The 24,592-nt window shown below is 59.4% G+C and carries 22 protein-coding genes; 8 read left to right on the forward strand and 14 right to left on the reverse strand.

All coding sequences use genetic code 11. From position 1 onward, the window contains the following. The 13 genes from AC0TN7_RS23285 to AC0TN7_RS23345 all read right to left on the reverse strand — a co-directional run bounded on the left by AC0TN7_RS23285 (position 1) and on the right by AC0TN7_RS23345 (position 15,722). Complete coding sequence (locus tag AC0TN7_RS23285; protein ID WP_473702510.1) at positions 1 to 2,025, reverse strand: protein-disulfide reductase DsbD family protein; 2,025 nt, start codon at positions 2,023 to 2,025, stop codon at positions 1 to 3. A 48-nt stretch (positions 2,026 to 2,073) separates the two neighbouring features. Further along, positions 2,074 to 2,445 carry a hypothetical protein gene (locus tag AC0TN7_RS23290; RefSeq protein ID WP_024909526.1) on the reverse strand — a complete coding sequence of 124 codons (372 nt, stop codon included), beginning with the start codon at positions 2,443 to 2,445 and terminating at the stop codon, positions 2,074 to 2,076. Between the two features lie 87 nt (positions 2,446 to 2,532). Then, a complete protein-coding gene (locus AC0TN7_RS23295) occupies positions 2,533 to 3,093 on the reverse strand; it encodes an RNA polymerase sigma factor (protein WP_417927707.1) in 561 nt (186 codons plus the stop codon). Between the two features lie 5 nt (positions 3,094 to 3,098). Continuing rightward, a complete protein-coding gene (locus AC0TN7_RS23300) occupies positions 3,099 to 3,518 on the reverse strand; it encodes a hypothetical protein (protein ID WP_463726731.1) in 420 nt (139 codons plus the stop codon). A 579-nt stretch (positions 3,519 to 4,097) separates the two neighbouring features. Beyond that, complete coding sequence (locus AC0TN7_RS23305; protein WP_024909530.1) at positions 4,098 to 4,616, reverse strand: P-loop nucleotide/nucleoside kinase family protein; 519 nt, start codon at positions 4,614 to 4,616, stop codon at positions 4,098 to 4,100. A 119-nt stretch (positions 4,617 to 4,735) separates the two neighbouring features. Then, complete coding sequence (locus AC0TN7_RS23310) at positions 4,736 to 6,286, reverse strand: methyl-accepting chemotaxis protein (RefSeq protein ID WP_024909531.1); 1,551 nt, start codon at positions 6,284 to 6,286, stop codon at positions 4,736 to 4,738. Between the two features lie 98 nt (positions 6,287 to 6,384). Beyond that, positions 6,385 to 7,392, reverse strand: coding sequence for a LacI family DNA-binding transcriptional regulator (locus AC0TN7_RS23315; RefSeq protein ID WP_267216430.1), 1,008 nt, complete (start codon positions 7,390 to 7,392; stop codon positions 6,385 to 6,387). Positions 7,393 to 7,420: 28 nt separating this feature from the next. After that, a complete protein-coding gene (locus tag AC0TN7_RS23320) occupies positions 7,421 to 8,827 on the reverse strand; it encodes a sucrose-6-phosphate hydrolase (RefSeq protein WP_463726732.1) in 1,407 nt (468 codons plus the stop codon). After that, the gene (locus tag AC0TN7_RS23325; RefSeq protein ID WP_024909534.1) at positions 8,827 to 10,197 is read right to left on the reverse strand and encodes a sucrose-specific PTS transporter subunit IIBC; all 1,371 of its coding nucleotides are present in this window, start codon (positions 10,195 to 10,197) and stop codon (positions 8,827 to 8,829) included. The genes AC0TN7_RS23320 and AC0TN7_RS23325 overlap by 1 nt, the downstream gene beginning before the upstream one ends. A 67-nt stretch (positions 10,198 to 10,264) precedes the next feature. Further along, complete coding sequence (locus AC0TN7_RS23330) at positions 10,265 to 11,782, reverse strand: carbohydrate porin (RefSeq protein WP_024909535.1); 1,518 nt, start codon at positions 11,780 to 11,782, stop codon at positions 10,265 to 10,267. 172 nt (positions 11,783 to 11,954) lie between these two features. Further along, positions 11,955 to 12,845: an aminoimidazole riboside kinase gene (locus AC0TN7_RS23335; protein ID WP_473702511.1), complete on the reverse strand. Its 891-nt coding sequence runs from the start codon at positions 12,843 to 12,845 to the stop codon at positions 11,955 to 11,957. Between the two features lie 88 nt (positions 12,846 to 12,933). Next, positions 12,934 to 14,145, reverse strand: a complete 1,212-nt coding sequence (locus tag AC0TN7_RS23340) for a diguanylate phosphodiesterase (protein ID WP_473702512.1) — start codon at positions 14,143 to 14,145, stop codon at positions 12,934 to 12,936. A gap of 95 nt (positions 14,146 to 14,240) precedes the next feature. Further along, complete coding sequence (locus tag AC0TN7_RS23345; RefSeq protein ID WP_473702513.1) at positions 14,241 to 15,722, reverse strand: alpha/beta hydrolase; 1,482 nt, start codon at positions 15,720 to 15,722, stop codon at positions 14,241 to 14,243. A gap of 264 nt (positions 15,723 to 15,986) precedes the next feature. Here AC0TN7_RS23345 and AC0TN7_RS23350 point away from each other — a divergent pair, with 264 nt between their 5' ends. Genes AC0TN7_RS23350 through AC0TN7_RS23380 form a run of 7 tightly spaced genes read left to right on the forward strand, consistent with a single transcriptional unit; the run spans position 15,987 to position 22,821 of the window. Next, on the forward strand, positions 15,987 to 16,841 hold the full coding sequence (locus tag AC0TN7_RS23350; protein ID WP_032647349.1) for a MurR/RpiR family transcriptional regulator: 855 nt from the start codon (positions 15,987 to 15,989) through the stop codon (positions 16,839 to 16,841). Positions 16,842 to 16,853: 12 nt separating this feature from the next. Continuing rightward, positions 16,854 to 17,429, forward strand: coding sequence for a D-alanyl-D-alanine dipeptidase (ddpX, locus tag AC0TN7_RS23355; RefSeq protein WP_061715081.1), 576 nt, complete (start codon positions 16,854 to 16,856; stop codon positions 17,427 to 17,429). Between the two features lie 15 nt (positions 17,430 to 17,444). Next, on the forward strand, positions 17,445 to 18,977 hold the full coding sequence (locus AC0TN7_RS23360; RefSeq protein ID WP_417927438.1) for an ABC transporter substrate-binding protein: 1,533 nt from the start codon (positions 17,445 to 17,447) through the stop codon (positions 18,975 to 18,977). Between the two features lie 23 nt (positions 18,978 to 19,000). Then, a complete protein-coding gene (locus AC0TN7_RS23365) occupies positions 19,001 to 20,023 on the forward strand; it encodes an ABC transporter permease (RefSeq protein WP_417927439.1) in 1,023 nt (340 codons plus the stop codon). Further along, the gene (ddpC, locus tag AC0TN7_RS23370; protein WP_047647662.1) at positions 20,020 to 20,913 is read left to right on the forward strand and encodes a D,D-dipeptide ABC transporter permease; all 894 of its coding nucleotides are present in this window, start codon (positions 20,020 to 20,022) and stop codon (positions 20,911 to 20,913) included. Before AC0TN7_RS23365 ends, ddpC begins: the two co-directional genes overlap by 4 nt. Then, positions 20,913 to 21,899, forward strand: a complete 987-nt coding sequence (locus AC0TN7_RS23375; RefSeq protein ID WP_167210803.1) for an ABC transporter ATP-binding protein — start codon at positions 20,913 to 20,915, stop codon at positions 21,897 to 21,899. Before ddpC ends, AC0TN7_RS23375 begins: the two co-directional genes overlap by 1 nt. Beyond that, entirely contained in the window at positions 21,892 to 22,821 is a 930-nt protein-coding gene (locus AC0TN7_RS23380; RefSeq protein WP_463726733.1) for an oligopeptide/dipeptide ABC transporter ATP-binding protein, read from the forward strand. Before AC0TN7_RS23375 ends, AC0TN7_RS23380 begins: the two co-directional genes overlap by 8 nt. Here the strand turns inward: AC0TN7_RS23380 and AC0TN7_RS23385 are convergent. Then, a complete protein-coding gene (locus AC0TN7_RS23385; protein ID WP_008501706.1) occupies positions 22,818 to 23,567 on the reverse strand; it encodes an SDR family NAD(P)-dependent oxidoreductase in 750 nt (249 codons plus the stop codon). The genes AC0TN7_RS23380 and AC0TN7_RS23385 overlap by 4 nt on opposite strands. Positions 23,568 to 23,682: 115 nt before the next feature. Here AC0TN7_RS23385 and AC0TN7_RS23390 point away from each other — a divergent pair, with 115 nt between their 5' ends. Next, positions 23,683 to 24,588: a LysR family transcriptional regulator gene (locus tag AC0TN7_RS23390; RefSeq protein WP_463726734.1), complete on the forward strand. Its 906-nt coding sequence runs from the start codon at positions 23,683 to 23,685 to the stop codon at positions 24,586 to 24,588. The last annotated feature ends 4 nt before the right edge of the window (positions 24,589 to 24,592 follow it).

Here is a 24,592-nt window from a genome sequence, read left to right on the forward strand (position 1 = left end):
TTAGCCTTTTGCATTGTTCAGGGTGATGACCAGGATGCGCTTGTCCAGCAGCGGCGAGAGGACTTCCCCTTCAGGCAGGCCGGGGCCATACACCGCGTTAAACGGAATGGCGTAACGGTTTCGCTTCGCCAGAAAATCCGCGATAAACGCGGACGGCTGGCTCCAGTCTCCGCGCAGGGCTACCACGTCCGGCTGGCGCAGCGCGGCAATAACGTCCGGCTGACCGAGTACGCGGTGCTCGTTCACCTTACACGTCACGCACCAGTCCGCCGAGATATCTACAAACACCCGTTTCCCCTGCGCCAGCGCCTGCTCAATGGCCTCTTCACTGAGCGGCTGCCACGGGATGGTTTGCGCAACGTTTTGTGCCGGTGCGTCAGGCGGCGCGTTAAGTAGACCGCGCAGCTGATACCCGCCGAACGCCGACAGCGCGATGACCACCAGCCAGAACAAGGGTGAGGATTTTTGCCCCTTCAGCGCGAACAGCACCAGCGCAGCGGCAGTCAGCGCCAGCATCACGATCTGGCTGACCGCCTCGCCCAGATGCACGCTCAACAGCGTCGCCAGCCAGAGGCTGGAGGCCAGCATCATCAGGCCGAGGATGACCTTGAGCGTGTTCATCCAGCGGCCGGGTTTTGGCAGCAGCATCGCCGTTTTCGGCACCAGGGCAACGAACAGCCACGGCAGGCTCATGCCCACGCCGAGCATCAGGAAGATGAGCCACAGGGCGTGCAGCGGCGCACCAAGGGCAAAGGCAACCGCCGTACCGAGGAACGGCGCGGAGCACGGCGTCGCCAGCAGCGTGGCGAACATTCCTTCGCAGAAGCTGCCACCGATCCCCGATCCCCCTGCCGTCGCCAGCCGTCCTGCGGCAGAAGAAGGGAGAAGCATTTCAAACGTCCCAAACAGGTTCAGCGCAAACAGGAAGGTCACGGCGACCATCAGGCCGATAAACCACGGGTTCTGGAACTGGATGCCCCACCCCAGCGACGCCCCGGCCAGCTTCAGCGCGGTGACCATCCCGGCCAGCAGCATAAAGGAGGTGAGGATCCCGGCGCTGGTGGCCAGAAAGCGCAGCCGGATGGCGCGGCTGTCCGATCCCGCCAGCAGGATGCTGTTAAGCTTCATGCCCATCACCGGCAGCACGCAGGGCATCAGGTTCAGGATCAGCCCGCCCAGCAGCGCAAAGAGCACCATTTTTCCCGTGCTGTCCGGTACGGAGGTCTCTTCGGGCGTTGTCCCAACGGTCATGGTGGTTTGCTGCGCCCGATCGCCGTTGGTCAGCACAAACGACAGCCTTTTGCCTGCCAGCGAGGCGGGTTTTTCGCCCCATTCGTCAGTCACGGGTACCGTCACCCGAAGTGCAGTGCCGTCATGTTTAATGACCGGCTCGCCGGGCAGAATGTCACCCTCCAGCGGGTCAAAGTAGATCCCCGGATTGTCCCACTTCCCGTCCGTCGTGCCGGTAATCACCAGCTTGTCGCCAGAGAGCCAGGCAGAGAGATCCTTGGATACGCCAGACGTGCCCGGCACGGCGCGCATCGCTTGCCCGAAGGCGCTGCGGAAGCCCTCATCAACCGGCTGGGTAAAATCGAGGTGCAGCGGGTAGTCCGTCAGCAGGCAGACGTTGCTGCACGTAGAGAGCGTCAGCGTCCCGTCGAGCGTGTCGCCCTTCGCTCCATCGAGCGTAATCGGGATCGTCACCTTATCGTGATAGCCCTGCGTGGTCATGCCGGAGATATCGAAGCGCGACGGCACCGGCCAGGACCAGCTGTCCGTTACGCCTTCCGGCCAGCTGATTTTTGGCGCGACGCCGCCCTCGCCCGGCGATCGCCAGTAGGTTTTCCAGCCGGGCTTTAGCTCAACGGTGAGCAGGCCTTTAACATGCGTTTGTTCCCTCTCCGCCTGAAAGCGGATGCGGGCGTGATCGTTTTGTGGGGAGACCAGCCAGCCGGTGTCCGCCGCATGGACAATGCCGATGCAGGACAGCCACAGGAAGACGAATCCCCTGAAGAGGTTAACCATGTTGTACTCCGTGAACAGTGAAAAATTATCGTGTGGTGACGATGTTTTTCATTCACGGAAAACGCAGTTTTTAAGGTGTATTCGGGGAGGAGGTGCCTGAACGGGCTGTTCCACGGGAGCCAATGCCCGCCCTTGCGTCAACAGCTGCAGCAGCGCGAAGAAGATAACAATGGCCGGCAGCGCGCCGTCGAAGAACAGCGGCTGCGCGCAAAGCAGCGAGTGTGCGCCGAGCTGACACGGCGACGGGCCGGGTTGTTCAGTGCTGCTGGTTTGAGCCGGGGCATCTGCACTCAGCGAAATCTGCGGATCCAGTCCCTGTAAAAAATGGTTTAGCATCACCGCACGCTGCACGAGGCAAAGCGCCATCGCGAGACAGGTGATAATCAAAAGCCATTTTCCGAGGAGCTGACGGTTGCGCATAACATTCCAGAGTGACAAGACGCCCCGATCATAAACGATAGTGATGAATCTACAAGTGCCGGAAGTGTAAGGTTTTGTCTGTCGCCGCTATTCGCCCGTCAGCGCGTCATAGACGTCCCGCAGCCGCGTGCGCAGAAACAGCACCGCCTTGTGCTTGCGGGATAACAGCGCCTGTTCGCTGGCGCCGGTCTCCTCTGCCAGCATTTTAATGCTGTAGCCGTGGAGCTCGGTCTTCTCAAACACCTCGCGCTGCGGCGACGGCAGTTCAGACAGCGCCTGCCCCAGCTCTTCCCACAGCAGCGTTTTGAGGTACTCCTCCTCCGGCGTGTGCGGTACGCCAAACAGGGTTTCGGCCAGCTCGTCTTCCGGAAAACCGTCGTCATCTTCGCCCGTAAAATAGCCGGAGAGCGACACCTCGCGCTTTTTACGCGCCCGGTCGGTCATCTCGTTACGCGCCGCGCGGAACAGCCAGGCGGCGACGTTTTCGACCGGCTGCTCCACTTTCATCAGCTGATACGTCACTTCCTGCAAAATGTCGTCGGCATCATCGCGAACGGACGTCCGTCCGCGAATGAAGGCTTTCAGCCGGGCGCGACAGGCGTTGAGCGCCGACATCAGCATGGATCCGCCCGCCTCCCCGGCTTTCATCTCGCTCACTCTGCGTCCGGCGCTTTTGGCGTGGCGTCATCGCGTTTTTCGTCACGATGACCATGCCAGCCGCAGTGGCCGCGGCCGTGGCGACCGAACCCTTCGCGGCGCTGCTGAATAAACGCCTCGCGCTGCTCGGGCGTCATGTTCATCCAGCGTTCGTGCATCCGGCGGTGCGCGCCAAACATCCCGGGGCGGAAACCTAACCCGCCAAACAGAATGCGGCTCAGCACCAGAATGCCCAGCGCCTGCCAGAATCCGATGGCCTTAACGCCGAGGATGGCCGGGAGTAAGGCGTTCCAAAGGGTCATCACCAGCAGGCCGAGCACGATGAAAATCACCGCGCCGATGACTAACCCCTTGCCCATACGGTGGCGACCAAATCCGCGTCCATGACCTCTGCCGTGCATATCAAAATCTCTCATGGTGTTTACCTCGTTTGCAGTAACTGATTATGGCGTGTGATGAGGTAGACGGATGAGGGAGTGAAATATTGCTGGGGTGAATAAAATTTTTGTGCTGCAGAATTTGGACTCATAGCGGTAACGGCTGGCGGATACTATGAGTCGCTTGCAGGCAAATCACCGCGTATGAAGAATTCGCTTAACCAATGCGATAGCAATGACGGCCAGTATGATTGAAAGCAATGCCAGGAAGATGAGCAAGGATAATAGTGGATTTAACAAGCCACCTAAACTAGTGAAGTCGCTGATACGGCCAAGTTGCTCGGACGTGCATACACGCAGAATGATCTCAGGGATAATAAGCAAAAATATAATTACGGTCAGGACATAAATCAGAGCACTCTTGCGCTTTCCCATTTTCGATGTTGCCCCTCAATTCATGTTGAGAATTAATTCTTCCAATGCGCGGTTCCGATTTCTGATTGCGCTGCGGTTTACGTTGCCGGTAAAAAACGAAGCTTTTTATTTCCTGAAGCCAATTATGCTGAATTCAGGCGAATCCTCAAAGTAGTTAAGCCATTGCAGGCGCTTGTCCATCGTTTAAGACCAGTTAAGCGCAATCTTATGCCTTATTTCCAGGATTTTATCTGCACACTCTGCCGCTGATAACACAGCAGTGTCCAATATGAGATGTTCTCTCTCCCAGGGTTCGTACTCACGGTTTTTTACCTGTCCCCAGTCAGGAGGCGTGAGTCCTGGGATATCAGAGACTCTGTTCTCTACGCGATAACGATGTTCTTTTTCGTCTGAGCAGACAATTTCAACTTCCAGGAAAGGGACATTCAACGACAGAGCAATATTGCGGAAAGCATCTCGCACAAGGTTAATATCATTAACGGAATCGGTCACAACGGTGGAGCCCAGCTTAAGGTTCTCACTCGCTAAACCATAGAGGGCAAAATATCCCTCCGGTCCAATTTTTTGACCAGGTTCAGAGACCGACCGAATGGCCTGCTCAACGGTATCAACCCGCAGATAAACAGCCCCCAGCCTTTGAGTAACGATTTTTGCAACAGTGCTTTTACCACTGCCGGGTAGCCCACTAAAAATAATTAACATAATTTTCCCTGGCGATAATTACTAGTAGATTCGTGCTGCCTGTAGAGACGTCCTGAATTATACAGAAAGGGTTACACCAGATACAAAAAAGGCTCCCCCCAGGAGCCTCCTTCATACCATCAAGCCTGCACCGGCAAACTAAAACTCGAAATACTCCGCGATAGCTGCTGCGCCTGCTCTTCCAGCGAGGCCGCTGCCGCGGCGGACTGCTGCACCAGCGCGGCATTCTGCTGCGTCACGCCGTCCATCTCGGTCACCGCTTGCCCGACCTGGCTGATCCCGCGGCTCTGCTCTTCGGAGGCGACGGAGATCTGCTCCATCAGCGTATTTACTTTATTCACCGATGAAATAATCGAGTCAATCACCTCGCCGGAGCGGCTCACCAGCTCCGCACCGTTTTTCACGCTGGATACCGACTGCGCGATCAGGCTTTCGATGTCCTTGGCCGCCACCGCGCTTTTCTGCGCCAGGGTGCGGACTTCACTGGCCACGACCGCAAAGCCGCGGCCCTGCGTACCGGCGCGCGCCGCTTCAACCGCCGCGTTCAGCGCCAGGATGTTGGTCTGGAAGGCGATGCTGTTAATCACGCTGGTAATGTCTTCAATGCGCTTCGAGTTCGCCGCGATGGTATTCATCGTGTCGATCACTTCACGGGTCACCGCTTCACCGGTGTGGGCATTTTTCACAGCGTCCTGCACCAGCTTCCCGGCCTGATACACGTTATCGGTATTGTTCGCCACCGTCGCGCTCAGCTCTTCCATGCTGGCCGCCGTCTGGGTTAACGCCGAAGCCTGCTGCTCGGTGCGTGACGCCAGGTCGATATTACCGGAGGCAATCTCCTGGGCTGCGTGCGTTACGGTATGGCTCGCATCGCGCACCTGGGCGATGGTCGCCAGCAGCGCCTGACGCATCTGCTCCATCGAGCCCATCAGATGGTCGATTTCGTTGCCTGTACTCCCCTTCACCGGCACCGGAATGTCCAGCTTGCCTGCCGCAATCTGGCTGCAGTGCTCGCGCGCCAGGTTGACCGGCGCAAAAACAAAGCGCTTCATCAGCAGGCTGACGGCGACAATCACCACCACAAACAGGCTGGCGATAGCGGCAATGATCGCCAGACCAGAGACGAAGTTACTGCTCGCATCTTCGTTCAGGCTTTTGGCGTATTTCTGGTGGACGGAAAGGACCTGGTCGAGAACGATCTCGTACTGGCGGTCGAGGCGGGAGACTTCCGGGATCAGCGCGTTAAATTTGGCGACATCGTGCGCCTCGGCGGCATCGATCAGCGGCGCCAGCCCCTGATTGCGGTAGTTTTGCCAGGCATCCTGATAGGCAGTGACCAGCGGCGCTTCATCGCTCAGGCGCGGCGACGCCATAAAGGCCGCAAAGGCGTGATCCGCTTTGGTCAGCGCCTCTTTCACGGCGGTAAGCTTTGCAGCGCCGTCCGCCGCGTTGCCCGCTTCCACCATCTTCACATACTCCATCACCCGCACGCGCAGCGTACGGCTATGGTTGATCGGGTCAATAATGGACAGCACAACCTGGATCTCTTTGTTGACGTTATCCAGCGAATTATTACTTTTAATGATGAGGCCAACGCTGGTTACGGTGCTGACAACAAAGAAGAAAAGCAGTGAGAACAGGACAATCAGGGATGACTTTTTCAACGACATAAACCAATACCTCAAGGAGAATTATTCCTTATGGTTATCGGCGCTTCCAAAACTTAAATTAATTAAAGTTATTGATGTATCGGTCCGGGCTATATTGCTCACTTATAGCGCCGCTGCAGGGTGGCAGCCAGCTTGCGTTGCAACGGTTCCGGGGTCTCTCCCTCGATCAATTTGCTAATCAAATCAAAGCAGTGCCACGCCAGCTGGCGGTTATCCTGGCGGATGGTATCCACCGGGATCGTCAGCGAATCGTAGAGATAGTGATCGTCAAAACTGGCTAACCTGATATCGCTCTGCAGCAGGTTATGCTGGCCCATATAGCGCAGCACCCCTTCCAGCAGCCCGCAGGCGGCGGCGAAGAGCGCTTTCGGCGGACGCCCCAGGCGTGCGCAGAGTTCAGCAAACATCTCGTACCCGGAGCTCGGGTGATAGTTGCCGTGAATGATCCACTCGGGGCGCAGTTCCACACCGGCCTCACGCAGCCCTTGCTTAAACCCTTCCAGACGGTCGCGTGTGGGCGACAGGCGGGGCTGGCCGCCGAGAAAGTAGAACTCATCAGGATGCTGGCGCGCAATGTCCGCCACCAGTTCGGTCGTCGGGGTAATGGAATCGGTGATCACCAGCGGCAGCGCGCTGTCGTTGATGTGGCGGTCAAACAGGACAACGGGCAGCTGCTCGCTCAGCTTGTGGTAGTCCGCATCGTTAAGCATGCTGGAGGCCACAATCAGCCCGTCCACCTGACGCGCCACCATGTTGTTCACCACCACCGTCTCCTGCCCCGGGTTTTCATCGCTGCAGGAGATCAGCAGCTGAACGCCCGCCTCGCGGCACAGCGTTTCCAGCTCATGAGAAAAAACGGCAAAACCGTAGTTGGTGATCTCCGGGACCACCAGACCAATGGTGTGGCTGCGGTTATCCCGCAGCGACCGGGCATGAATGCTGGGCTGATAGTGGTGCTCTTTTGCAATCGCCAGCACGCGCTCGCGCGTCTCTTCCGCCACGCGAAGCTCTTTGCTGCGCCCGTTCAGGACCAGGCTGGCGGTGGCTTTTGACACACCCGCCAGCTCCGCGATGTCTTTAATGGTGACGCGTTTTGTTTTTCTCACAACGACTTAGATCCGGCTGCCAAAACCCTCATTCTATCATGCAGGCGCGCAGCGACCAGTAGCGTAATGTGATATCGGACGCACCTTCGAATCGCACCCGGGTCGGATGGTCAGGAAAATAGCGGCTGCTCATCACCCCTTCACCGTGATTGATGAAAATTTCAACGCTGGAACGGTCGCACAGAACGCGTAAATGACGGACGTCGCCCTGCCAGTAGCGGGTCAGCGTTTCACCGGTTTTCAGGCTCGCGCGTTCCAGGCGTATACCCTGCTCATCGAGCGTGAGACGCAGCGCACCGCCAAAATCGACATTCACCTGCGATGCGCCCAGCTCAAACTCCAGGCGCGTCGCGTCCAGGTTTGGCGCGTCGCTGGCGTGCCCCTGCCAGCGCTGCTCATCTTCACGCAGCGCCGCCAGCTCGCGCGCCGGGGTCTGCCAGAGCCTGCCGTCGCGATAGCGTAATTCGCGCGGGCAGGTCATCTGGTGCATCCAGCCGTGCGCCCGGGTTGGCTGAAGCATCTCTTCCCCGTCCGGTACGCCCATCCAGCCGATCAGAATGCGGCGTCCATCTTCCGCCAGCGCCGTTTGCGGCGCGTAAAACTCAAACCCCGCGTCCAGCTCGTGCAGAGCGCCGTGATCGAATGCGGCGCTGGCATAGTCAAACGCCCCGCTCATCCAGGTGGCCGGATAGGTGTTGAGATAGCGATGCGGCTCGCGTGCCAGCCCCTGCGGGCAGCAGATCAGGACGTGCGTGCCGTCGAGGGCAAACAGGTCCGGGCACTCCCACATATACCCCGCCTCCGTCAGGCCGTTGACCCCGTGACCGGCGATCTCCCCACAGGACGTCCAGGCGTGCAAATCGGCTGATTTAAACAGCAGCACCTTGCCGCGCTTTTGCACATCCTGCGCGCCGAGCACCATGTACCACTCCCCGTCGTGTTGCCACACCTTCGGGTCGCGCACGTGGCCGGTGTAACCTTCCGGCAGCGCCAGCACCGGCCCCAGCTTCGTAAAAGTTCCGTCCGGCTGTTCCACGGCCAGGCACTGCCAGGCCGTGCGGCTGCCGTCATCGAACTTAACGTTTCCGGTGTAGCACAGGGTCAGAACACCCTGGTTATCCACGGCGCTACCGGAGTAGCAGCCGTTGCGGTCATACGCTTCGTCAGGCATCAGCGCCAGCGGCTCATGCCGCCAGTGCACCAGGTCCGCAGAGCTCCAGTGCCCCCAGCACTTAAAGCGATGCTCGCAGTCCAGCGGGTTCCACTGATAGAACAGATGGTAGCGGCCGGCAAACCAGATAAACCCGTTCGGGTCGTTCATCAGCCCCGTCACCGGCGCGGGGTGCCACTGCGGATAGTGGCTATCCGCCAGCGCCCGTGGCTGACCTTTCATAACGGCCTGCAGGATCGCAGGCCAGCGGGAAGGCAACGTCATTATTCAGAGTCCGTTTTATATTTCAGCAGCAGTGAGACGGTAAACGCCACGCCGAAGGCAATCACCATGCCAATAATATAGTTGAGCAGCGAGCTGGCCTGCACGATGGCCATACCCGGAATGGCGGTCAACCCAACGGCGGTCATGTAGACATGAACCGAGACTACCCAGGCTCCGCCCACCGCGCCGCCAATCAACGCGGCGATAAACGGCTTAACGAAGCGCAGGTTGATACCAAAAATGGCCGCTTCGGTGATGCCCAGCATCGCAGAAAACGCCGACGGTAAGGTAATGGCTTTGATTTTGGCATCTTTGGTTTTGAACCACACTGCCAGACAGGCGCCGCCCTGCGCCACGTTCGCCATGGCCCAGATAGGCAGCAGGAAGTTAACGCCAATCGACGGGTTACCCAGCAGCCCGGCTTCAATCGCGTGGAAACTGTGGTGAATACCGGTGATCACAATCACCGAGTAAAGCCCGCCGAACAGCAGCCCGGCCAGCCAGCCCGCGTGGGCGATCAGCGTGCTCAGAACGAAGGAGATGCCATCCCCTAAGGCGCGCCCCGCCGGACCGATAATCAGCAAGGCGATAAATCCGGAGATAACGACGGTGAGGAACGGCGTCAGGATCAGGTCTAACGCATCCGGGATCGCGCGACGCAGGTTTTTCTCCACGATGCTCATAAACCAGACGGCCAGCAGCACCGGGAATACCGTACCCTGATAGCCAATCATCGCGATCTCAAGGCCGAAGAAGTTCATGGTGTGGAAGCCAGAGGCCACGCCCCAGGCGTTGGTCAGCGCCGGGTGGGTCAGAATCCCGCCCAGCGTCGCGCCGAGGTACGGGTTACCGCCAAATTCGCGCGCGGCGGTAAAGCCAATCAGAATAGGCAGAATGATAAACGCCGCCGAGCTGCACATGTCCAGCATGATGTAGATGGCGTTATCCGCATTGACCCAGCCGTAGGTTTTCACCATGCCGAGCAGACCCATCAGCAGACCGGACGCCACAATCGCGGGAATGATCGGCACAAAGATGTTGGAGAGCAGACGGGCAATGCGCTGGAACGGGTTGAGCTTGCGCGCCGCCAGGTCCGCGGCTTCCGATTTGCTGGATTCGCTGATCCCCGCCGCCTGAATAAACGCGGCGTACACCTTGTTAACCACGCCCGTGCCAAAAATCACCTGCATCTGCCCGGCGTTACGGAAGCAGCCTTTCACGCCGTCGACCTTGCCGATAGCCTGCTGATCCGCCAGCGCGTCATCGACCAGCACCAGACGAAGACGCGTTGCGCAGTGCGCCGCGCTGGCGATATTTTCCTTGCCACCGAGCAGTGGAATAAGCTCGCGGGCGATTTGATTAAAATCCATAGATACCTCTGCCTGACTTCTTTTTTATGATGTGCGAAACGCTCCCGCCAGGCGGGAGCGTGATGGGTTAAAACCAGGTTTCCATCTGGACCCCAAAGTTCCATTCCCCGCCGGCGTTGAAGCCGCTGCTGCCAAAGGCATCATCGCTGGCGTAATGATCCAGTTTGCTGCTCCAGTCCATCCAGGTGGCAAACAGGCGCAGCTCCGGACGGCTGAAGAAATCGCCGATTTTGCTCGCTTTTAACGTTGGCGCAAAGGTCAGCTTGTAGAAACTGCCGTTCACGGCGTTGCGGTCCTTATAACCTTCAGGATTTAAATCCATGTACTGATAGCTTCCCTCAAACGCCAGCGCGAAGTTCTGCGTCACCTCTTTAATCAGGCGAGTGTTGAGCGTTACCCACTCATAGCTATCGCCCTTGACGTAGCGATCTTTACTGCTCTGTGCCAGTACGGCTGGCGCAACGCTCCAGCCACCGCCGATCGGCGTGACACCGTAACTTGCGAAGCGCCAGGTATCCGCCTCAGACAGCAGCGCGCCGTCGGAGCCGATGCTTTTCACCTCCGCACCCAGCCCGTGTCCATAAAGCAGCGCCGTTTTGGCGGTCCCTTCGCGCAGGCCGTAGAAGCTGTCATTATGCAAACCCACCAGGGCATGAACGCCGGTATTGGCGGCATCCGTTTTGATGAGATCGCCATTGGTATCTTTACGGTCGTCGTTATCTTTCGCCCGCAGGCCGCTCACCATCAGCTGGAACGGGCCGGCGAAGTGGTTCATGCTGAGGATATAGTTCTGAACGTTGTTGTCGGTCTGCTCCACGCTGCCGAAGTTGCGGCCATAAATGGAGAAGTTGCTGCGCAGCGAATCGTTCCATTTCACGTCGTAGACGCCGCCGCCGGTACCGGCGAGGAACACCACGTCGGAATCCAGCCAGTGAATGTCAAAGTTGTCGCGGTCGAAGCGTTTACCCGCCCAGAAGGTGCTGCCCTTCAGCGCGCCGGTAAAATCAGGCAGGTTACCCAGCTCCGCGAAAGCCTGGCGAATATTGAGATCGCTGGTATCGGCTGACCAGTCGTTATAGGTTCTCTGACCGTCGGCCAGCATCGCTTTAAAGCGCGTGGTCGCCCCGTTGTCCAGGGTTTGCTTGTGCTCCAGATTCAGCTCCACGTAGGTATCGGCTTCGTTACCCAGACGCCCTACCGCACCGCCGGTTTCACCGGCCGGGGTCAGATAAGGGCCGCTTTTGCTGCTGGAAGCCGCATCGTTCATCAGCAGGCCAGAACGGGCATAGCCGTGGAACTCAAACCCGCCGGTCTGATCCGCCTTCTTCTCCAGCGCGGTGGTGCGCTGCGCCACCTCCTGGGTCGTCGTTTGCGCCTGCTGCTGGGCGGCAACCAGCTGCTGCGTTTTTTGTTCTGCATCGGTGGCGCGCTTCTCAGCCACCTGCGCACGCGTTTCCGCCGCCTGGAGGCGCTGCTCCATTGCGGCAAGACGCGCTTCGATACTTGTCATATCCGTTTGGGCAAAAACAGAGGTACTTCCGGCCAGCATGCCTATCATCACGGCAAGTCTGCGTTTTTTATACATTTTGTCGCATCCCTAAAAGAAGTCATTAAACGTGCTAAATTGCTAAACCGGTTTAGGTTGCTGATACTAAACCTCTGGATTTTGGATCGGCAATCTTTTTTGCTAAACCGATTTAGTAAGTGTGATCGAGGCGACAATTCAGGCCGCCGGATGGCGGCCAGGAGAGGAGAAATTACAGGTCGTGCTGCCAGGGCAACGCGGTCATCGCCCCTTTGGCCGTGGTGGCCAGCGCGCCGCAGCGCTGGGCGAGCGCGATAACCGGAGGCAGTGTCTGACCGTCGGCCAGGCCGTAGAGTAGCCCCGCGACGAAGGCGTCGCCCGCGCCGGTTGTATCGACACACTGAACGGGGGTGGCCGGATAATGTTTCACAGTGCCCTCATGCCAGGCGATCACCCCCTCTTTACCCTGGGTGACCAGCACCAGACGCGCCGGGCAGCGCGCCATCAGCGTGTCCAGACCGACGTTTACCTGCACATCTCCGGTTAAAAACGCCAGCTCTTCGACAGAGAGTTTCACCACGTCTGCACTCTGCAGGGCCTGCTCCAGGCAGCGACGCAGTTCGTTCTCATCCTGCCAGAGGTCCGGGCGAATATTGGGGTCGAAACTGACGTAACCGCCCGCCTCCCGGATGGCGGCCATCGCCTGAAAGGTCGCAGAACGGCTCGGCTCGGCGCTTAAGGCGATGGAGCAGACGTGCAGCCACTCCCCGGCGCTGAACGTCGGCAGATCGGCAGATTCCAGAAACAGATCGGCGCTCGGGCGCACCATAAAGGTAAACGAGCGTTCGCCGTGGTCATCCAGAACGACCACCACCGTTGAGGTGCGGTGCGCCGGGTCAAGGCGCATATACTTCACGTCGACCCGCTCGTCGGCTAATGTCTTAGACATAAAACGCCCAAAAGGATCGTCGCCAACCCTGCCGATAAAGGCGCTCTGGCCGCCCAGCCGGGCAATGCCTACCGCGACGTTTGCCGGTGCGCCGCCGGGACACTGCAGTAATCTGCCTTCTCCATCGGGCAGCAAATCCACTACCGCATCGCCAAGTACCCAGATTTTTTTCATGTAACCCTCTCAGCTAAACTATGTTAAACCGTTTTAGCTATTTAAGCACAGGCTGGGCAAAGGGGAAATAACGGGAGGGAAAATTGACTTAACGCACCAGGTGCGGCCAGTGGATATCGCCGACGCCATTCAGCTGCGGCCGGGCAAACAGGAATCCCTGAAAGCGTCGGATCCCGGCAGATTCGAGCCAGCACCACTCCTCTATTTTCTCGATGCCTTCCGCCACCAGGGTGATTTCAAGATCGGAGCAGCAGCTGATGATGGAGCGCACAATCGCCTGTTTCGGGCCGCTCAGGTGGATATTGCTGACAATTTCCCGGTCGATTTTAATTTTATCCGGCTGGAACCGGGTCAGCAGCGAAAGTCCGGCATAGCCCGAGCCAAAATCATCGATCGCCAGGCCAATCCCCTCACCGCGAAGCTGCTTGATGGCGCTGTTAAACTGGTTGAACCCGGAGATCATCTCGTTTTCAGTGACTTCAATGACCACCTGCTCCGGCTGAAGGCCATGTTTTTTAATCTGATCGACCAGAAATTCCACTGCGCCAGGGACATTCACCAGCGACATGGGCAGCAGGTTTACCGCGATTTTATGGCTGCCAATGCCCAGCTTTTCCGCCAGCGCAAAGGCATAGGCTTTCGTCTGGAGATCGACTTCGTAGACGTTGTCCGGGTTGACGGTGCTGAAGAAATGCTCCGGGCTGCCGCCGTCGTTGCCGCGGATAAGCGCCTCAAGGGAGCTGATCTTCCCTTCCGAGGGCTCGACAATAGGCTGCAACGCAAACTGGCAGGTTTGCCCGGCAATCAGGCCCAGGTGTTCGCCAAAGGGTAGCGTTTCGGTCGAGAGCGTCCATTTGTCCGCGGTGTAGCGTGCCCCCGACGGGACCGGACGTTTACCGGTTATAAAGGTCTGAATAAATTTGAACACCCGATCGTCGGAGGTCAGATAGCTGTCCAGCTTGCTGTAGCGCAGCACCGACTGCAGCACCTCTTTCGGCGACTGCGTTTGCAGATCGAACAGCAGCATGCCGACGTTTTCGAAGCGTCTGCGCGGACCATAGTCCCGCAGCAGTTCTACCACCCCACTGTGCCGCTTGTCCTCACGGATGGTATGGAAAAGTTTGACCACACTCTCTTCCGACCCTTCGAGGACCTGCAGAACCTCATTCCCATTAGCCAGGAGGACGCCGGTAATAGACAGTTTTGTGTTGCGGCCCCTGGCGCGCGCCACCAGCTCCCGCAGTTCAGTGGACGGGCGGGATAAATTCAACTGGCTTCGGTAGATCAGAGTCGTCAGCACAAAAAGGGGTTCCAATGAGAAAGAGAGGTGCCTTGAAGCTACTATGTAACATACTTAATCAATGCGACCTAACATATTCACGCTACAGGGGAACGTTACTTTTTCGCGTCCCCGATCCGGCTGTTAATCCTCTCCTGCATGTAGTCGTAAAACGGGTTCGAGGTGACCCGCATCAGCGCCTCTTTTCCGACGCTTAATACGGACGTTTCTCCCCAGAGCGCAATCGTCCCCAGGCTGATACCGTAGCGATTTTTCACCCCAGGTTCGCGACCATAGAGATCGTCATCCGGCGGGAACGGCACCGCAACGTGCGACAGGGAATAGACATCCTGCGGCCAGGACTGGGCAAGCGGCACCACCGTCTCCTGCGTTCTGCCTGCCGGGATTATTTTCGCCACCGTCGAGAAAGTGTGCTCGCTGGCATTGGTGATGATAGTGACACTGTAACGTCTCTGCGCGACCGGTAGCAGCGCCGTGGTGGCCGTCCAGGACGACGGTTTGAAGAGCGGACGGAAGCTCGCCGCCTGGTTGATATCGAACATCACCAGCTCGCTGCCGTTTGCCGGAAGCTGGTCAAACAGGCCACTGACCACCGCGCGGGTACTGACCGTGGAGTCCATCACCGACTGGAACGCCAGCACCGGCGGCAAATTCGCCAGCCTGTTTTCCCGCGCCGCGCGGCCAATCTGCTCCTGCAGGGCCTTTGTCAATAACCACGACTGGCGGGCGGCGTTCACCGGGAACGAATTGTATTTATACGGATTATATTCCGGGGAGATATTCAGCCAGGCCGCTTTGGCAAACGGCGGCAGCAGCGCCGGTAGCCCGGCGAAACCGGCGAACCGCGCAAAGGCCGTCACGCCGATCATCGGTGAGAGCAGTATCACCTGCTGCGGTTTGCGCTGCGCAGGCGCGTCCAGCGCATCGAGGGCATATTTCATCGCCAGCGCCCCGCCGTTAGAGTAGCCCACCAGATGCAGAGGGACAGCCTCACCCGCCAGGCGTGTGGCTTCCCGTACGGCAAGGCGCGTGGCCGCCAGCCACATTTCCCAGTCAACGTCCGTCAGCGCGCTGGGCGCGGTGCCGTGTCCGGGAAGACGCGGGACTACGGCCACAAAGCCGTGCTGCTGATAGTTCACGGCAAGGCGCCTGACGCTGTATGGCGAATCCGTCAGCCCGTGCAGCAGCACCACCGCGCCGAGGGGCTTGCCGGCTGGCATCAGCACAAAGGAGCGGTTGGCATCGGGGGCAAACTGACCGGGCCACACCAGGCTATGACGGTAATAGCGGTTTAACGGGGTTTGTTCCTCGCCCGCTGTTTTCGCCGTCACCGCGTTATCCAGATCGGTGAAAATCGCCTTTTCCCGCGCGAGGTACCCGGCAAAGTCGGCGTTATCCAGCTCGCGCACGGACATCTCATCGGCCCGCCAGGTGTGCCAGAGGTGCAGTTCCGGCCCCTGCTGCGAGAGATACACCCGCACCGCCAGCAGAACGACCAGAACGATCCCCACGACCATTCCTGTTTTCTTTGCAAGCGCGATCAGGCGCACGCTGACTCGCCAGGGCAAATTCGCCATGAGGGATCCTTTTATGTTCTCAGTGCTTCTATCTTATCAAAAATGTGAACAGGCTGACGTATTCACCAAATTCATACCTGCACGGTCAGACAGTGCACCAAAAGTGAACTACGCTGCACAAATGTTGATCATTGGTTAACCAAATATTGCATGAAGTTTACTGCGCAGCGGGGTTTCACCCGCCTGTGAACATGGCACGCGTCATGCATTGTTAACCAGGTAACACATTTTCGGCCATTGACAGCCAGTTAACAGCGAGGCGGTATGACGACGAAACCTGAGATGTTGAGCCGTATCGAAGCGACCTTCAGCCAGCTGACACCCAGCGAAAAGCGGGTCGGGAGCTGGCTGCTGGCGCACGCCGCGCAAATCCCGTTTGAAACGGCGGAGAGCGTCGGGCTGGCAAGCGGGACCAGCGGAATTACCGTCGGTCGCTTCCTGCGCAAGCTGGGGTATCGCAACCTGGAGGATGCCAAAAAGAGCCTGCGCGATCCGTACCAGCCCTGGGGCATGAACGAGCGCCTCGACTCCTGGCAGCAGCAGCGCCCCCTGCCCAACCGCCTTCAGCATGCCCTGTCGCTGGAGGTGGATGCCATCACACAGGTGTACCAGCTGGCACAAACGGATGCCTTTCGTCAGGTGGTGCACAACCTCGCCCACGCGGACGCGGTTTTTGTGCTGGGGATCCAGTCCACGCGCGGGATTGCCAATGCCTTCTTCAGCCACCTTGAATACCTCCGCCCGCGCGTGAGCTATTCGGAGGGCGCTTCCGGCAGTTGGGTGGAATCCCTGAACTCCGGGTTTGCGCACCCTTATGTCGTGCTGACCGACACGCGCACCTACTCCACGATGGCCCGCCAGTACTGCCGCGTCGCGAGCGAGAAAGGCATTCCGCTGGCCTTAATCACCGACATCTGGTGCCCGTGGGCGCGGGATTACCCGATTGATTTACTGCAGGTGAAAACCGATACCGGTCATTTCTGGGATTCACTTGCCCCCGTGAGCTGTCTGTTCAACCTGCTGCTGTCGGGCGTGGTGGAAGCGCTGGGTGAGGCGCTCCCGGCGCGTCTGGCGGTAAACCGACAATTACAACAAGAGTTTGGTCAATTCGAACGCTAAAGGAGCGGAGCTATGCCCGAAGAGAGTGAACTGATTGATGTGGTGAAGACGTTTCCCACGCTGCATATCGATCTGAAGTACGCCACCGCCGACAACATCACCGGCCGCCCGATCTATCAGGAGGCGCTGTGCCTGCTGCATACCGACGCGGCCACCGCCCTGGCAAAAGCCATCAGCATTGCCTCTCTGGCCGGTCTGAAGCTGGTGGTCTACGACGCCTATCGGCCGCAGCAGGCGCAGGCTCAGCTGTGGGATGCCTGTCCGAACCCGGAATACGTGGTCGACGTGGCGATTGGCTCCAATCACAGCCGCGGCACGGCCATCGACGTGACCCTGATGGATGAACATAACGCCGTGCTGGATATGGGGGCCGGTTTTGATGAAATGCATGACCGATCGCATCCGTATCACCCCTCCGTGCCGCCGCACGCCCAGCGCAACCGTCTGCTGTTGAACGCCATCATGTTTGGCGGCGGTTTTGTGGGTATCAGCAGCGAATGGTGGCACTTTGAACTGCCGAATGCCGCCAGCTACCCGCTGCTTGACGACCGTTTTGCCTGTTTTCCACTGACGCACACCCCTCTTTAAACCTGGAGCACTGCCATGAAAACATCGCTTATCTCGACTCTGATCGCCGCCACGCTGGCCCTGAGTGCCCCGCTGGCGCTGGCTGCCGTCCCGAAAGACATGCTGGCGATCGGCAAAGCCGCTGACCCACAAACGCTCGATCCGGCCATCACCATTGATAACAACGACTGGACCGTCACCTATCCGTCCTACCAGCGTCTGGTCAAGTACAAGCCAGGCTCTACCGAGGTGGAAGGCGATCTGTCGACGGGCTGGAAAGCGTCCGACGACCAGAAAGAGTGGACCTTCACCCTGGCGGATAACGCCAAATTCTCCGACGGCACGCCGGTCACCGCCGAGGCGGTCAAACTCTCCTTTGAGCGCCTGCTGAAGCTCGGCCAGGGGCCGTCTGAGGCCTTCCCGAAAGATCTGAAAGTGGAGGCCGTTGATGAGCACACGGTGAAATTCACCCTCAGCCAGCCGTTCGCGCCTTTCCTCTACACCCTGGCGAACGACGGCGCCTCCATCATTAACCCTGCGGTGCTGAAGGCCAATGCCGCGGACGACGCGCGCGGCTATCTGGCGCAAAACACCGCCGGGTCCGGGCCGTTTATGCTGAAGAGCTGGCAGAAAGGCCAGCAGCTGGTGCTGGTGCCAAACCCGCACTGGTCGGGCGACAAGCCGCACTTCAAGCGCGTCTCGGTGAAAATTATCGGTGAGAGCGCATCGCGTCGTCTGCAGCTTTCCCGCGGTGACCTGGACATTGCCGACTCACTTCCGGTCGATCAGCTTGCGGCCCTGAAGCAGGAAGGGAAAGTGGCCGTCGCCGAATACCCGTCCCTGCGCGTGACTTACCTCTATCTCAACAACAGCAAAGCGCCGCTCAATCAGGTCGATTTACGCCGCGCGGTCTCCTGGGCGACGGACTATCAGGGGATGGTGAAAGGCATTCTGAGCGGCAACGGCAAGCAGATGCGCGGCCCGATCCCGGAAGGCATGTGGGGCTTTGACGCCACGGCAATGCAGTACAGCTTCGATGAGGCCAAAGCTAAATCGGCGCTGGAGAAGGTCAAAGATAAGCCCGCCAGCCTGACCTTCCTCTACTCGGACAACGATCCGAACTGGGAGCCTATCGCCCTCTCGACGCAGGCCAGCCTTGGCAAGATCGGCATTAACGTCAAGCTGGAAAAACTGGCCAACGCCACCATGCGCGACCGCGTCGGCAAAGGCGATTACGACATTGCCATCGGCAACTGGAGCCCGGACTTTGCCGACCCGTACATGTTCATGAACTACTGGTTCGAATCGGACAAAAAAGGGCTGCCGGGCAACCGGTCGTTCTATGAGAACAAAGAGGTCGATTCCCTGCTGCAGGCGGCGCTGAAAACCACCGACCAGGCGGAACGCACCAAAGATTACCAGCAGGCGCAAAAGGTGGTCATCGACGAGGCGGCCTACGTTTATCTGTTCCAGAAGAACTACCAGCTGGCGATGAACAAAGAGGTCAAAGGCTTCACCTTTAATCCGATGCTCGAGCAGGTGTTCAACATCGCCACCATGAGTAAATAACGGTTCTCGCCGGGGGAAAGTGTATGACGTTCTGGAGCATAGTGCGCCAGCGCTGTTGGGGGTTACTCCTGGTGGTGGCCGGTGTCTGTATTATCACTTTTATTATTTCACACCTGATCCCCGGCGATCCGGCCCGTCTGCTGGCCGGCGATCGCGCCAGCGACGAAATCGTGCAGAACATCCGCCAGCAGTTAGGGCTGGATCGGCCGCTGTATATACAGTTTGGCCGCTACGTGGACGCTCTGGCCCACGGTGATTTAGGCACCTCCATCCGTACCGGGCGTCCGGTCGCTGAAGACCTGAAGGCCTTTTTCCCCGCCACGCTGGAGCTGGCCTTTTGTTCTCTGATGCTGGCGCTGGTCATCGGCGTGCCGCTGGGGATTTTGTCGGCGGTTTACCGCAACCGCTGGCTGGATCACCTGGTGCGTTTAATGGCGATGACCGGGATCTCCACGCCGGCCTTCTGGCTCGGTCTGGGCGTCATTGTCCTGTTCTATGGGCACCTGCAGATCCTGCCGGGCGGCGGCAGGCTGGACGACTGGCTCGACCCGCCTGCCCACGTCACCGGCTTTTATCTGCTGGACGCGCTGCTGGAAGGTAACGGAGAGGTCTTTTTCAATGCGCTGCAGCACCTGATTTTGCCCTCGCTGACGCTGGCGTTTGTTCACCTGGGCATCGTGGCGCGTCAGGTCCGTTCCGCGATGCTGGAGCAGCTTAGCGAAGACTACATTCGCACGGCCCGCGCCAGCGGCCTGCCCGGCTGGTATATCGTCCTGCGCTATGCCCTGCCGAATGCGATGATCCCGTCCATTACCGTACTCGGGCTGGCGCTGGGCGATCTGCTGTACGGCGCCGTGCTGACCGAAACCGTCTTTGCCTGGCCGGGCATGGGCGCCTGGGTGGTGACCTCCATTCAGGCGCTCGATTTCCCTGCCGTGATGGGCTTTGCCGTCGTTGTTTCGCTGGCCTACGTGCTGGTTAATCTGGTGGTCGATCTGCTTTACCTGTGGATTGACCCGCGAATCGGGCGCGGAGGTGCCGAATGATGTTAACGCAGGAAACGCCCGTCCCGGTTAAAACCGCCAGACAACGCATCAACTGGGCAAAGCTGTTCTGGATGCTGCGTCAAAGCCCGCTCACGATCGTTGGCGGCGTCATTATGATTGCGATGCTCTTCCTGATGGTGGCCTCACCGTGGATTGTGCCGCATGACCCGAACGCGCTGGATCTGACCGCCCGCCTGCAGGCGCCTTCTGCGCAGCACTGGTTTGGTACCGACGAGGTGGGCCGCGACCTGTTCAGCCGCGTGCTGACGGGCAGCCAGCAGTCGATTACTGCCGGGCTGGCGGTGGTGGTGATTGCGGGCGGCATTGGCTCGCTGCTGGGCTGTCTGTCCGGCGTGCTCGGCGGGCGCGGCGACGCCATCATCATGCGGGTGATGGACATTATGCTCTCGATTCCCTCCCTGGTGCTGACCATGGCGCTGGCCGCCGCGCTCGGGCCGAGCCTGTTTAACGCCATGCTGGCGATTGCGATTGTCCGCATTCCGTTTTACGTCCGCCTGGCGCGCGGGCAAACCCTGGTGGTGCGCCAGTTTACCTACGTGCAGGCCGCCCGCACCTTTGGCGCGTCCCGCTGGCATTTGATCCGCTGGCATATCCTGCGCAACGCCCTGCCGCCGCTAATTGTGCAGGCGTCGCTGGACATCGGCAGCGCCATCCTGATGGCCGCCACGCTGGGGTTTATTGGCCTGGGGGCGCAGCAGCCCACCGCCGAATGGGGGGCGATGGTGGCCGTCGGCCGTAACTACGTTCTGGACCAGTGGTGGTACTGCGCGTTTCCCGGTGCGGCGATTTTGATAACCGCCGTGGGCTTTAACCTGTTTGGCGACGGTATCCGCGATCTGCTGGATCCGAAATCGGGAGGTAAACAGTGATGACCGATCCGGTACTCAAGATTGAAGACCTGCATCTGAGCTTCCCGATTTTTCGCGGCGAGGTTCACGCGCTGAACCACGTCTCGCTGGAGATCGGCAGGGGTGAAATTGTCGGCGTGGTGGGCGAATCCGGTTCGGGGAAGTCGGTGACCGCCATGCTCGCCATGCGTCTGCTGCCGGAAGGCAGCTACCGCATTCATCATGGTCAGGTGAAATTACTCGGCGAAAATGTCCTGACGGCATCCGAGAAACAGCTTCGCCAGTGGCGCGGCGCAAAGGTCGCGATGATTTTTCAGGAGCCGATGACTGCCCTCAACCCGACGCGGCGAATTGGCAAACAGATGGTCGAGGTGATCCGCCAGCATCAGCCGCTTTCCCGGCATGAGGCGCAGCAGAAGGCGATTACCCTGCTGGAAGAGATGCAAATCCCGGATGCGAAGGCGGTCATGGCGCGCTATCCGTTTGAGCTGTCCGGCGGGATGCGCCAGCGGGTGATGATCGCCCTTGCCTTCTCCTGCGAGCCGGAGCTGATTATCGCCGACGAACCGACCACCGCGCTGGACGTCACCGTCCAGCTGCAGGTGCTGCGCCTGCTGAAGCACAAGGCACGGGCCAGCGGCACCTCGGTGCTGTTTATCAGCCACGATATGGCCGTGGTGTCCCAGCTCTGCGACAGAATGTACGTGATGTATGCGGGCAGCGTGATCGAGAGCGGTGCCACGCAAACGCTGATCCATCAGCCTGTTCATCCTTATTCCATCGGCCTGCTGCAGTGCGCGCCGGAAAACGGCCAGCCGCGCGCCCCGCTTCCCGCCATCCCCGGCACGGTCCCCAACCTCAGCCAGCTTCCGCAGGGATGCGCGTTCCGCGAGCGCTGCTTTGCCGCCGGGGCGAAATGCAGCGAAACGCCGCGCCTGCAGCCCCATGGCGCAGAAGGCCAACAGGCTGCCTGCTGGTATCCACAACGGGAGAAAGCCCATGTCTGATGTACTGCTGGAACTGGATAGCGTGCACGTGAACTTTGCGGCGCGCAAAAACTGGCTGGGTCGCGTGACGGAACAGGTCCATGCGCTCAACGGGCTCGACCTGGAGATCCGTCGGGGAGAGACGCTTGGCATTGTCGGGGAATCCGGCTGCGGGAAAAGCACGCTGGCCCAGCTGCTGATGGGCATGCTTAAGCCCAGCACCGGCGCCTGCCAGCGGGCGCACCACGCGGGCGGCATGCAGATGGTGTTTCAGGATCCGCTCTCCTCGCTCGACCCGCGCCTGCCGGTCTGGCGCATCATCACCGAGCCGGTATGGGTGCAAAAGCGCAGCAGCGAGCGCGAGCGTCGTCACCTGGCTGAAAACCTGGCGCTGCAGGTGGGCATTCGCCCAGAGTATCTCGACCGGCTTCCGCACGCCTTCTCCGGCGGGCAGCGCCAGCGCATTGCCATCGCCCGGGCGCTCTCGTCCGATCCGGATATTATCGTGCTCGATGAACCCACCAGCGCGCTGGATATCTCCGTGCAGGCGCAGATCCTCAACCTGCTGGTGACCCTGCAACAGCAGCGTAATCTGACCTACGTGTTGATCTCACATAACGTCTCGGTGGTCAGGCACATGAGCGACCGCGTGGCGGTGATGTACCTTGGGCAGATTGTGGAGCTGGGCAGCGCCGCGCAGGTGCTTGGCGAGCCGCGCCATCCTTACACCCGTCTGCTGCTCGACTCTGTTCCCCGCACCGGTGAACCGCTGGATGAGACGCTGACCTTACGCAAAACGGAGCTTCCCGGCAATCGCCGCCTGCCCGAAGGCTGTTTCTTCCGCGACCGTTGTCCAATGGCAACGCAAGGGTGTGAGCGTCCCCAGCCGTTACAGCCCTCACGCGAGGGCCGTGACGTCCGCTGCTGGCGCAGTGTGGGTTAAATTTGCGCCATCCCACCGTCCACGAACAGCTCGGTGGCGTTAATAAAGCTGGCCGCGTCGGAGGCCAGAAACGCCACCGCTTTACCCACCTCACCCGGCGCGCCTAAACGGCCGAGCGGCACCTGAGCGGCCAGCGCGTCGTACAGCCCCTGACGATGTTCTTCCGGCACCAGATCGCCGAGACCAGGGGTTTTGATCGGACCCGGGCTCACCACGTTGACGCGGATCCCACGGCCCTGCAAATCCAGCGCCCAGGAGCGGGCAAAATTGCGCACGGCGGCTTTGCTGGCACTGTAGACGCTAAAGTTGGCCGTCCCCTTAATGGACACCGTCGAGCCGGTAAGAATAATCGAGGATCCGGCGGACAGCAGCGGCAGCGCCTTCTGTACCGTAAACAGCACCCCGCGGACGTTGGTGCCGAAAATCCGGTCAAACTGCTCTTCGGTTATCGCGCCCAGCGGCAGCATATCGCCGCCACCCGCATTGGCGAACAGAATATCGAGGCGGCCTTCTTCTTTGGCTATCCGGGCATAGACTTCGTCCAGGTCCGCCAGTTTTGACACGTCAGCGCGAATGCCCACTGCCGTTGAAGCGATTTCAGCCACCGCCGCGTCCAGTTCGGCCTGGCGACGCCCGGTGATGTATACCTTCGCGCCCTGAGCCGCCAGCTCCTGCGCCGTGGCAAGACCGATGCCGGTACTGCCGCCGGTGACCAGTGCGATTTTTCCTGAGAGAGTCGTGTTCATGTCATTTACCTTTTGTTGGGTTTGCGTTGGACAAACTTTAGCCCTTGCGGGATTAGTGAAAAACCGGCAAGAATGAAAATGACTATTCACACACAGAAATAATCAGGGGAGCCTAATGGACCAGCTCATGGCGATGCGCGCTTTTACCCGGGTGGTGGAAACCGGCAGCTTTACCCGCGCGGCGGACTCTCTGAACATGCCCATCGCCACCCTGAGCAAGCTGGTGAAATCCCTTGAGGCGCATCTGGAGATACGTCTCCTGCACCGGACGACTCGTCGGGTGGTCGCGACGCCGGAAGGGATGGAATACTATGAAAAAGCGCTCAGGGTGCTGATTGATATCGAAGATATCGACACCGCGTTTCGCGTTTCACGCTCGACGCCCAAAGGGCATTTGCGGGTTGACGTGGGCGGCTCCACCGCCCGGGACGTTCTTATCCCTCGGCTTCCGGATTTTATGCAGCGTTATCCGGAAATCCGCATCGACCTTGGCGTGGCCGACCGGCCGGTCGATCTCATTAGCGGTAACGTAGACTGCGTCATCCGCGGCGGTCCGCTGGACGATTCGACCCTTATCGCACGCCATATTGGCAACGCTGAGATGGTGACCTGCGCGACGCCGGGCTACCTGAAAAATCATGGCGTCCCGGCCTATCCGCAGGAGCTGTGCAACGGCCACAAGCTTATCAGCTACCTTTCGCCCGTCACCGGGCGGGCATTTCCGTTTCGCTTCAGAAAAAACGGCGAGGCGCTGGAAATCAATATTCCGCATTATCTCGGCGTAAACGAAAGTAATGCCCATTTGGCGGCTGCCGCGGCGGGACTGGGGATCGTTCAGACGTTTGAGTATTCGGCAAATGCGTATTTACAGGCGGGTACGCTGACGGCGATCCTGAGCGACTGGCGCCCTGCCGCCTATCCGTTTCATGTGGTTTACCCTCAGAACCGGCATCTGACGCACCGTCTTAAGGTGTTTATTGCGTGGCTGGCGGAGGTGTTTCCCGCCGCACTGAAGGGATAGCCGG

The organism is Enterobacter sp. PL_is511, assembly GCF_055816065.1.

What these genes read in the sequence shown, in the direction of transcription:
- AC0TN7_RS23320 (WP_463726732.1), bottom strand. Translation starts at nt 8,827, where the DNA reads ATGACGTTGCCTTCCCGCTGGCCTGCGATCCTGCAGGCCGTTATGAAA.
- AC0TN7_RS23335 (WP_473702511.1), bottom strand. Translation starts at nt 12,845, where the DNA reads ATGAAAAAAATCTGGGTACTTGGCGATGCGGTAGTGGATTTGCTGCCC.
- AC0TN7_RS23325 (WP_024909534.1), bottom strand. Translation starts at nt 10,197, where the DNA reads ATGGATTTTAATCAAATCGCCCGCGAGCTTATTCCACTGCTCGGTGGC.
- AC0TN7_RS23375 (WP_167210803.1), top strand. Translation starts at nt 20,913, where the DNA reads ATGACCGATCCGGTACTCAAGATTGAAGACCTGCATCTGAGCTTCCCG.
- AC0TN7_RS23300 (WP_463726731.1), bottom strand. Translation starts at nt 3,518, where the DNA reads ATGAGAGATTTTGATATGCACGGCAGAGGTCATGGACGCGGATTTGGT.
- AC0TN7_RS23305 (WP_024909530.1), bottom strand. Translation starts at nt 4,616, where the DNA reads ATGTTAATTATTTTTAGTGGGCTACCCGGCAGTGGTAAAAGCACTGTT.
- AC0TN7_RS23330 (WP_024909535.1), bottom strand. Translation starts at nt 11,782, where the DNA reads ATGTATAAAAAACGCAGACTTGCCGTGATGATAGGCATGCTGGCCGGA.
- ddpC (WP_047647662.1), top strand. Translation starts at nt 20,020, where the DNA reads ATGATGTTAACGCAGGAAACGCCCGTCCCGGTTAAAACCGCCAGACAA.
- AC0TN7_RS23345 (WP_473702513.1), bottom strand. Translation starts at nt 15,722, where the DNA reads ATGGCGAATTTGCCCTGGCGAGTCAGCGTGCGCCTGATCGCGCTTGCA.
- ddpX (WP_061715081.1), top strand. Translation starts at nt 16,854, where the DNA reads ATGCCCGAAGAGAGTGAACTGATTGATGTGGTGAAGACGTTTCCCACG.
- AC0TN7_RS23310 (WP_024909531.1), bottom strand. Translation starts at nt 6,286, where the DNA reads ATGTCGTTGAAAAAGTCATCCCTGATTGTCCTGTTCTCACTGCTTTTC.
- AC0TN7_RS23295 (WP_417927707.1), bottom strand. Translation starts at nt 3,093, where the DNA reads ATGAAAGCCGGGGAGGCGGGCGGATCCATGCTGATGTCGGCGCTCAAC.
- AC0TN7_RS23385 (WP_008501706.1), bottom strand. Translation starts at nt 23,567, where the DNA reads ATGAACACGACTCTCTCAGGAAAAATCGCACTGGTCACCGGCGGCAGT.
- AC0TN7_RS23350 (WP_032647349.1), top strand. Translation starts at nt 15,987, where the DNA reads ATGACGACGAAACCTGAGATGTTGAGCCGTATCGAAGCGACCTTCAGC.
- AC0TN7_RS23360 (WP_417927438.1), top strand. Translation starts at nt 17,445, where the DNA reads ATGAAAACATCGCTTATCTCGACTCTGATCGCCGCCACGCTGGCCCTG.
- AC0TN7_RS23365 (WP_417927439.1), top strand. Translation starts at nt 19,001, where the DNA reads ATGACGTTCTGGAGCATAGTGCGCCAGCGCTGTTGGGGGTTACTCCTG.
- AC0TN7_RS23285 (WP_473702510.1), bottom strand. Translation starts at nt 2,025, where the DNA reads ATGGTTAACCTCTTCAGGGGATTCGTCTTCCTGTGGCTGTCCTGCATC.
- AC0TN7_RS23380 (WP_463726733.1), top strand. Translation starts at nt 21,892, where the DNA reads ATGTCTGATGTACTGCTGGAACTGGATAGCGTGCACGTGAACTTTGCG.
- AC0TN7_RS23290 (WP_024909526.1), bottom strand. Translation starts at nt 2,445, where the DNA reads ATGCGCAACCGTCAGCTCCTCGGAAAATGGCTTTTGATTATCACCTGT.
- AC0TN7_RS23390 (WP_463726734.1), top strand. Translation starts at nt 23,683, where the DNA reads ATGGACCAGCTCATGGCGATGCGCGCTTTTACCCGGGTGGTGGAAACC.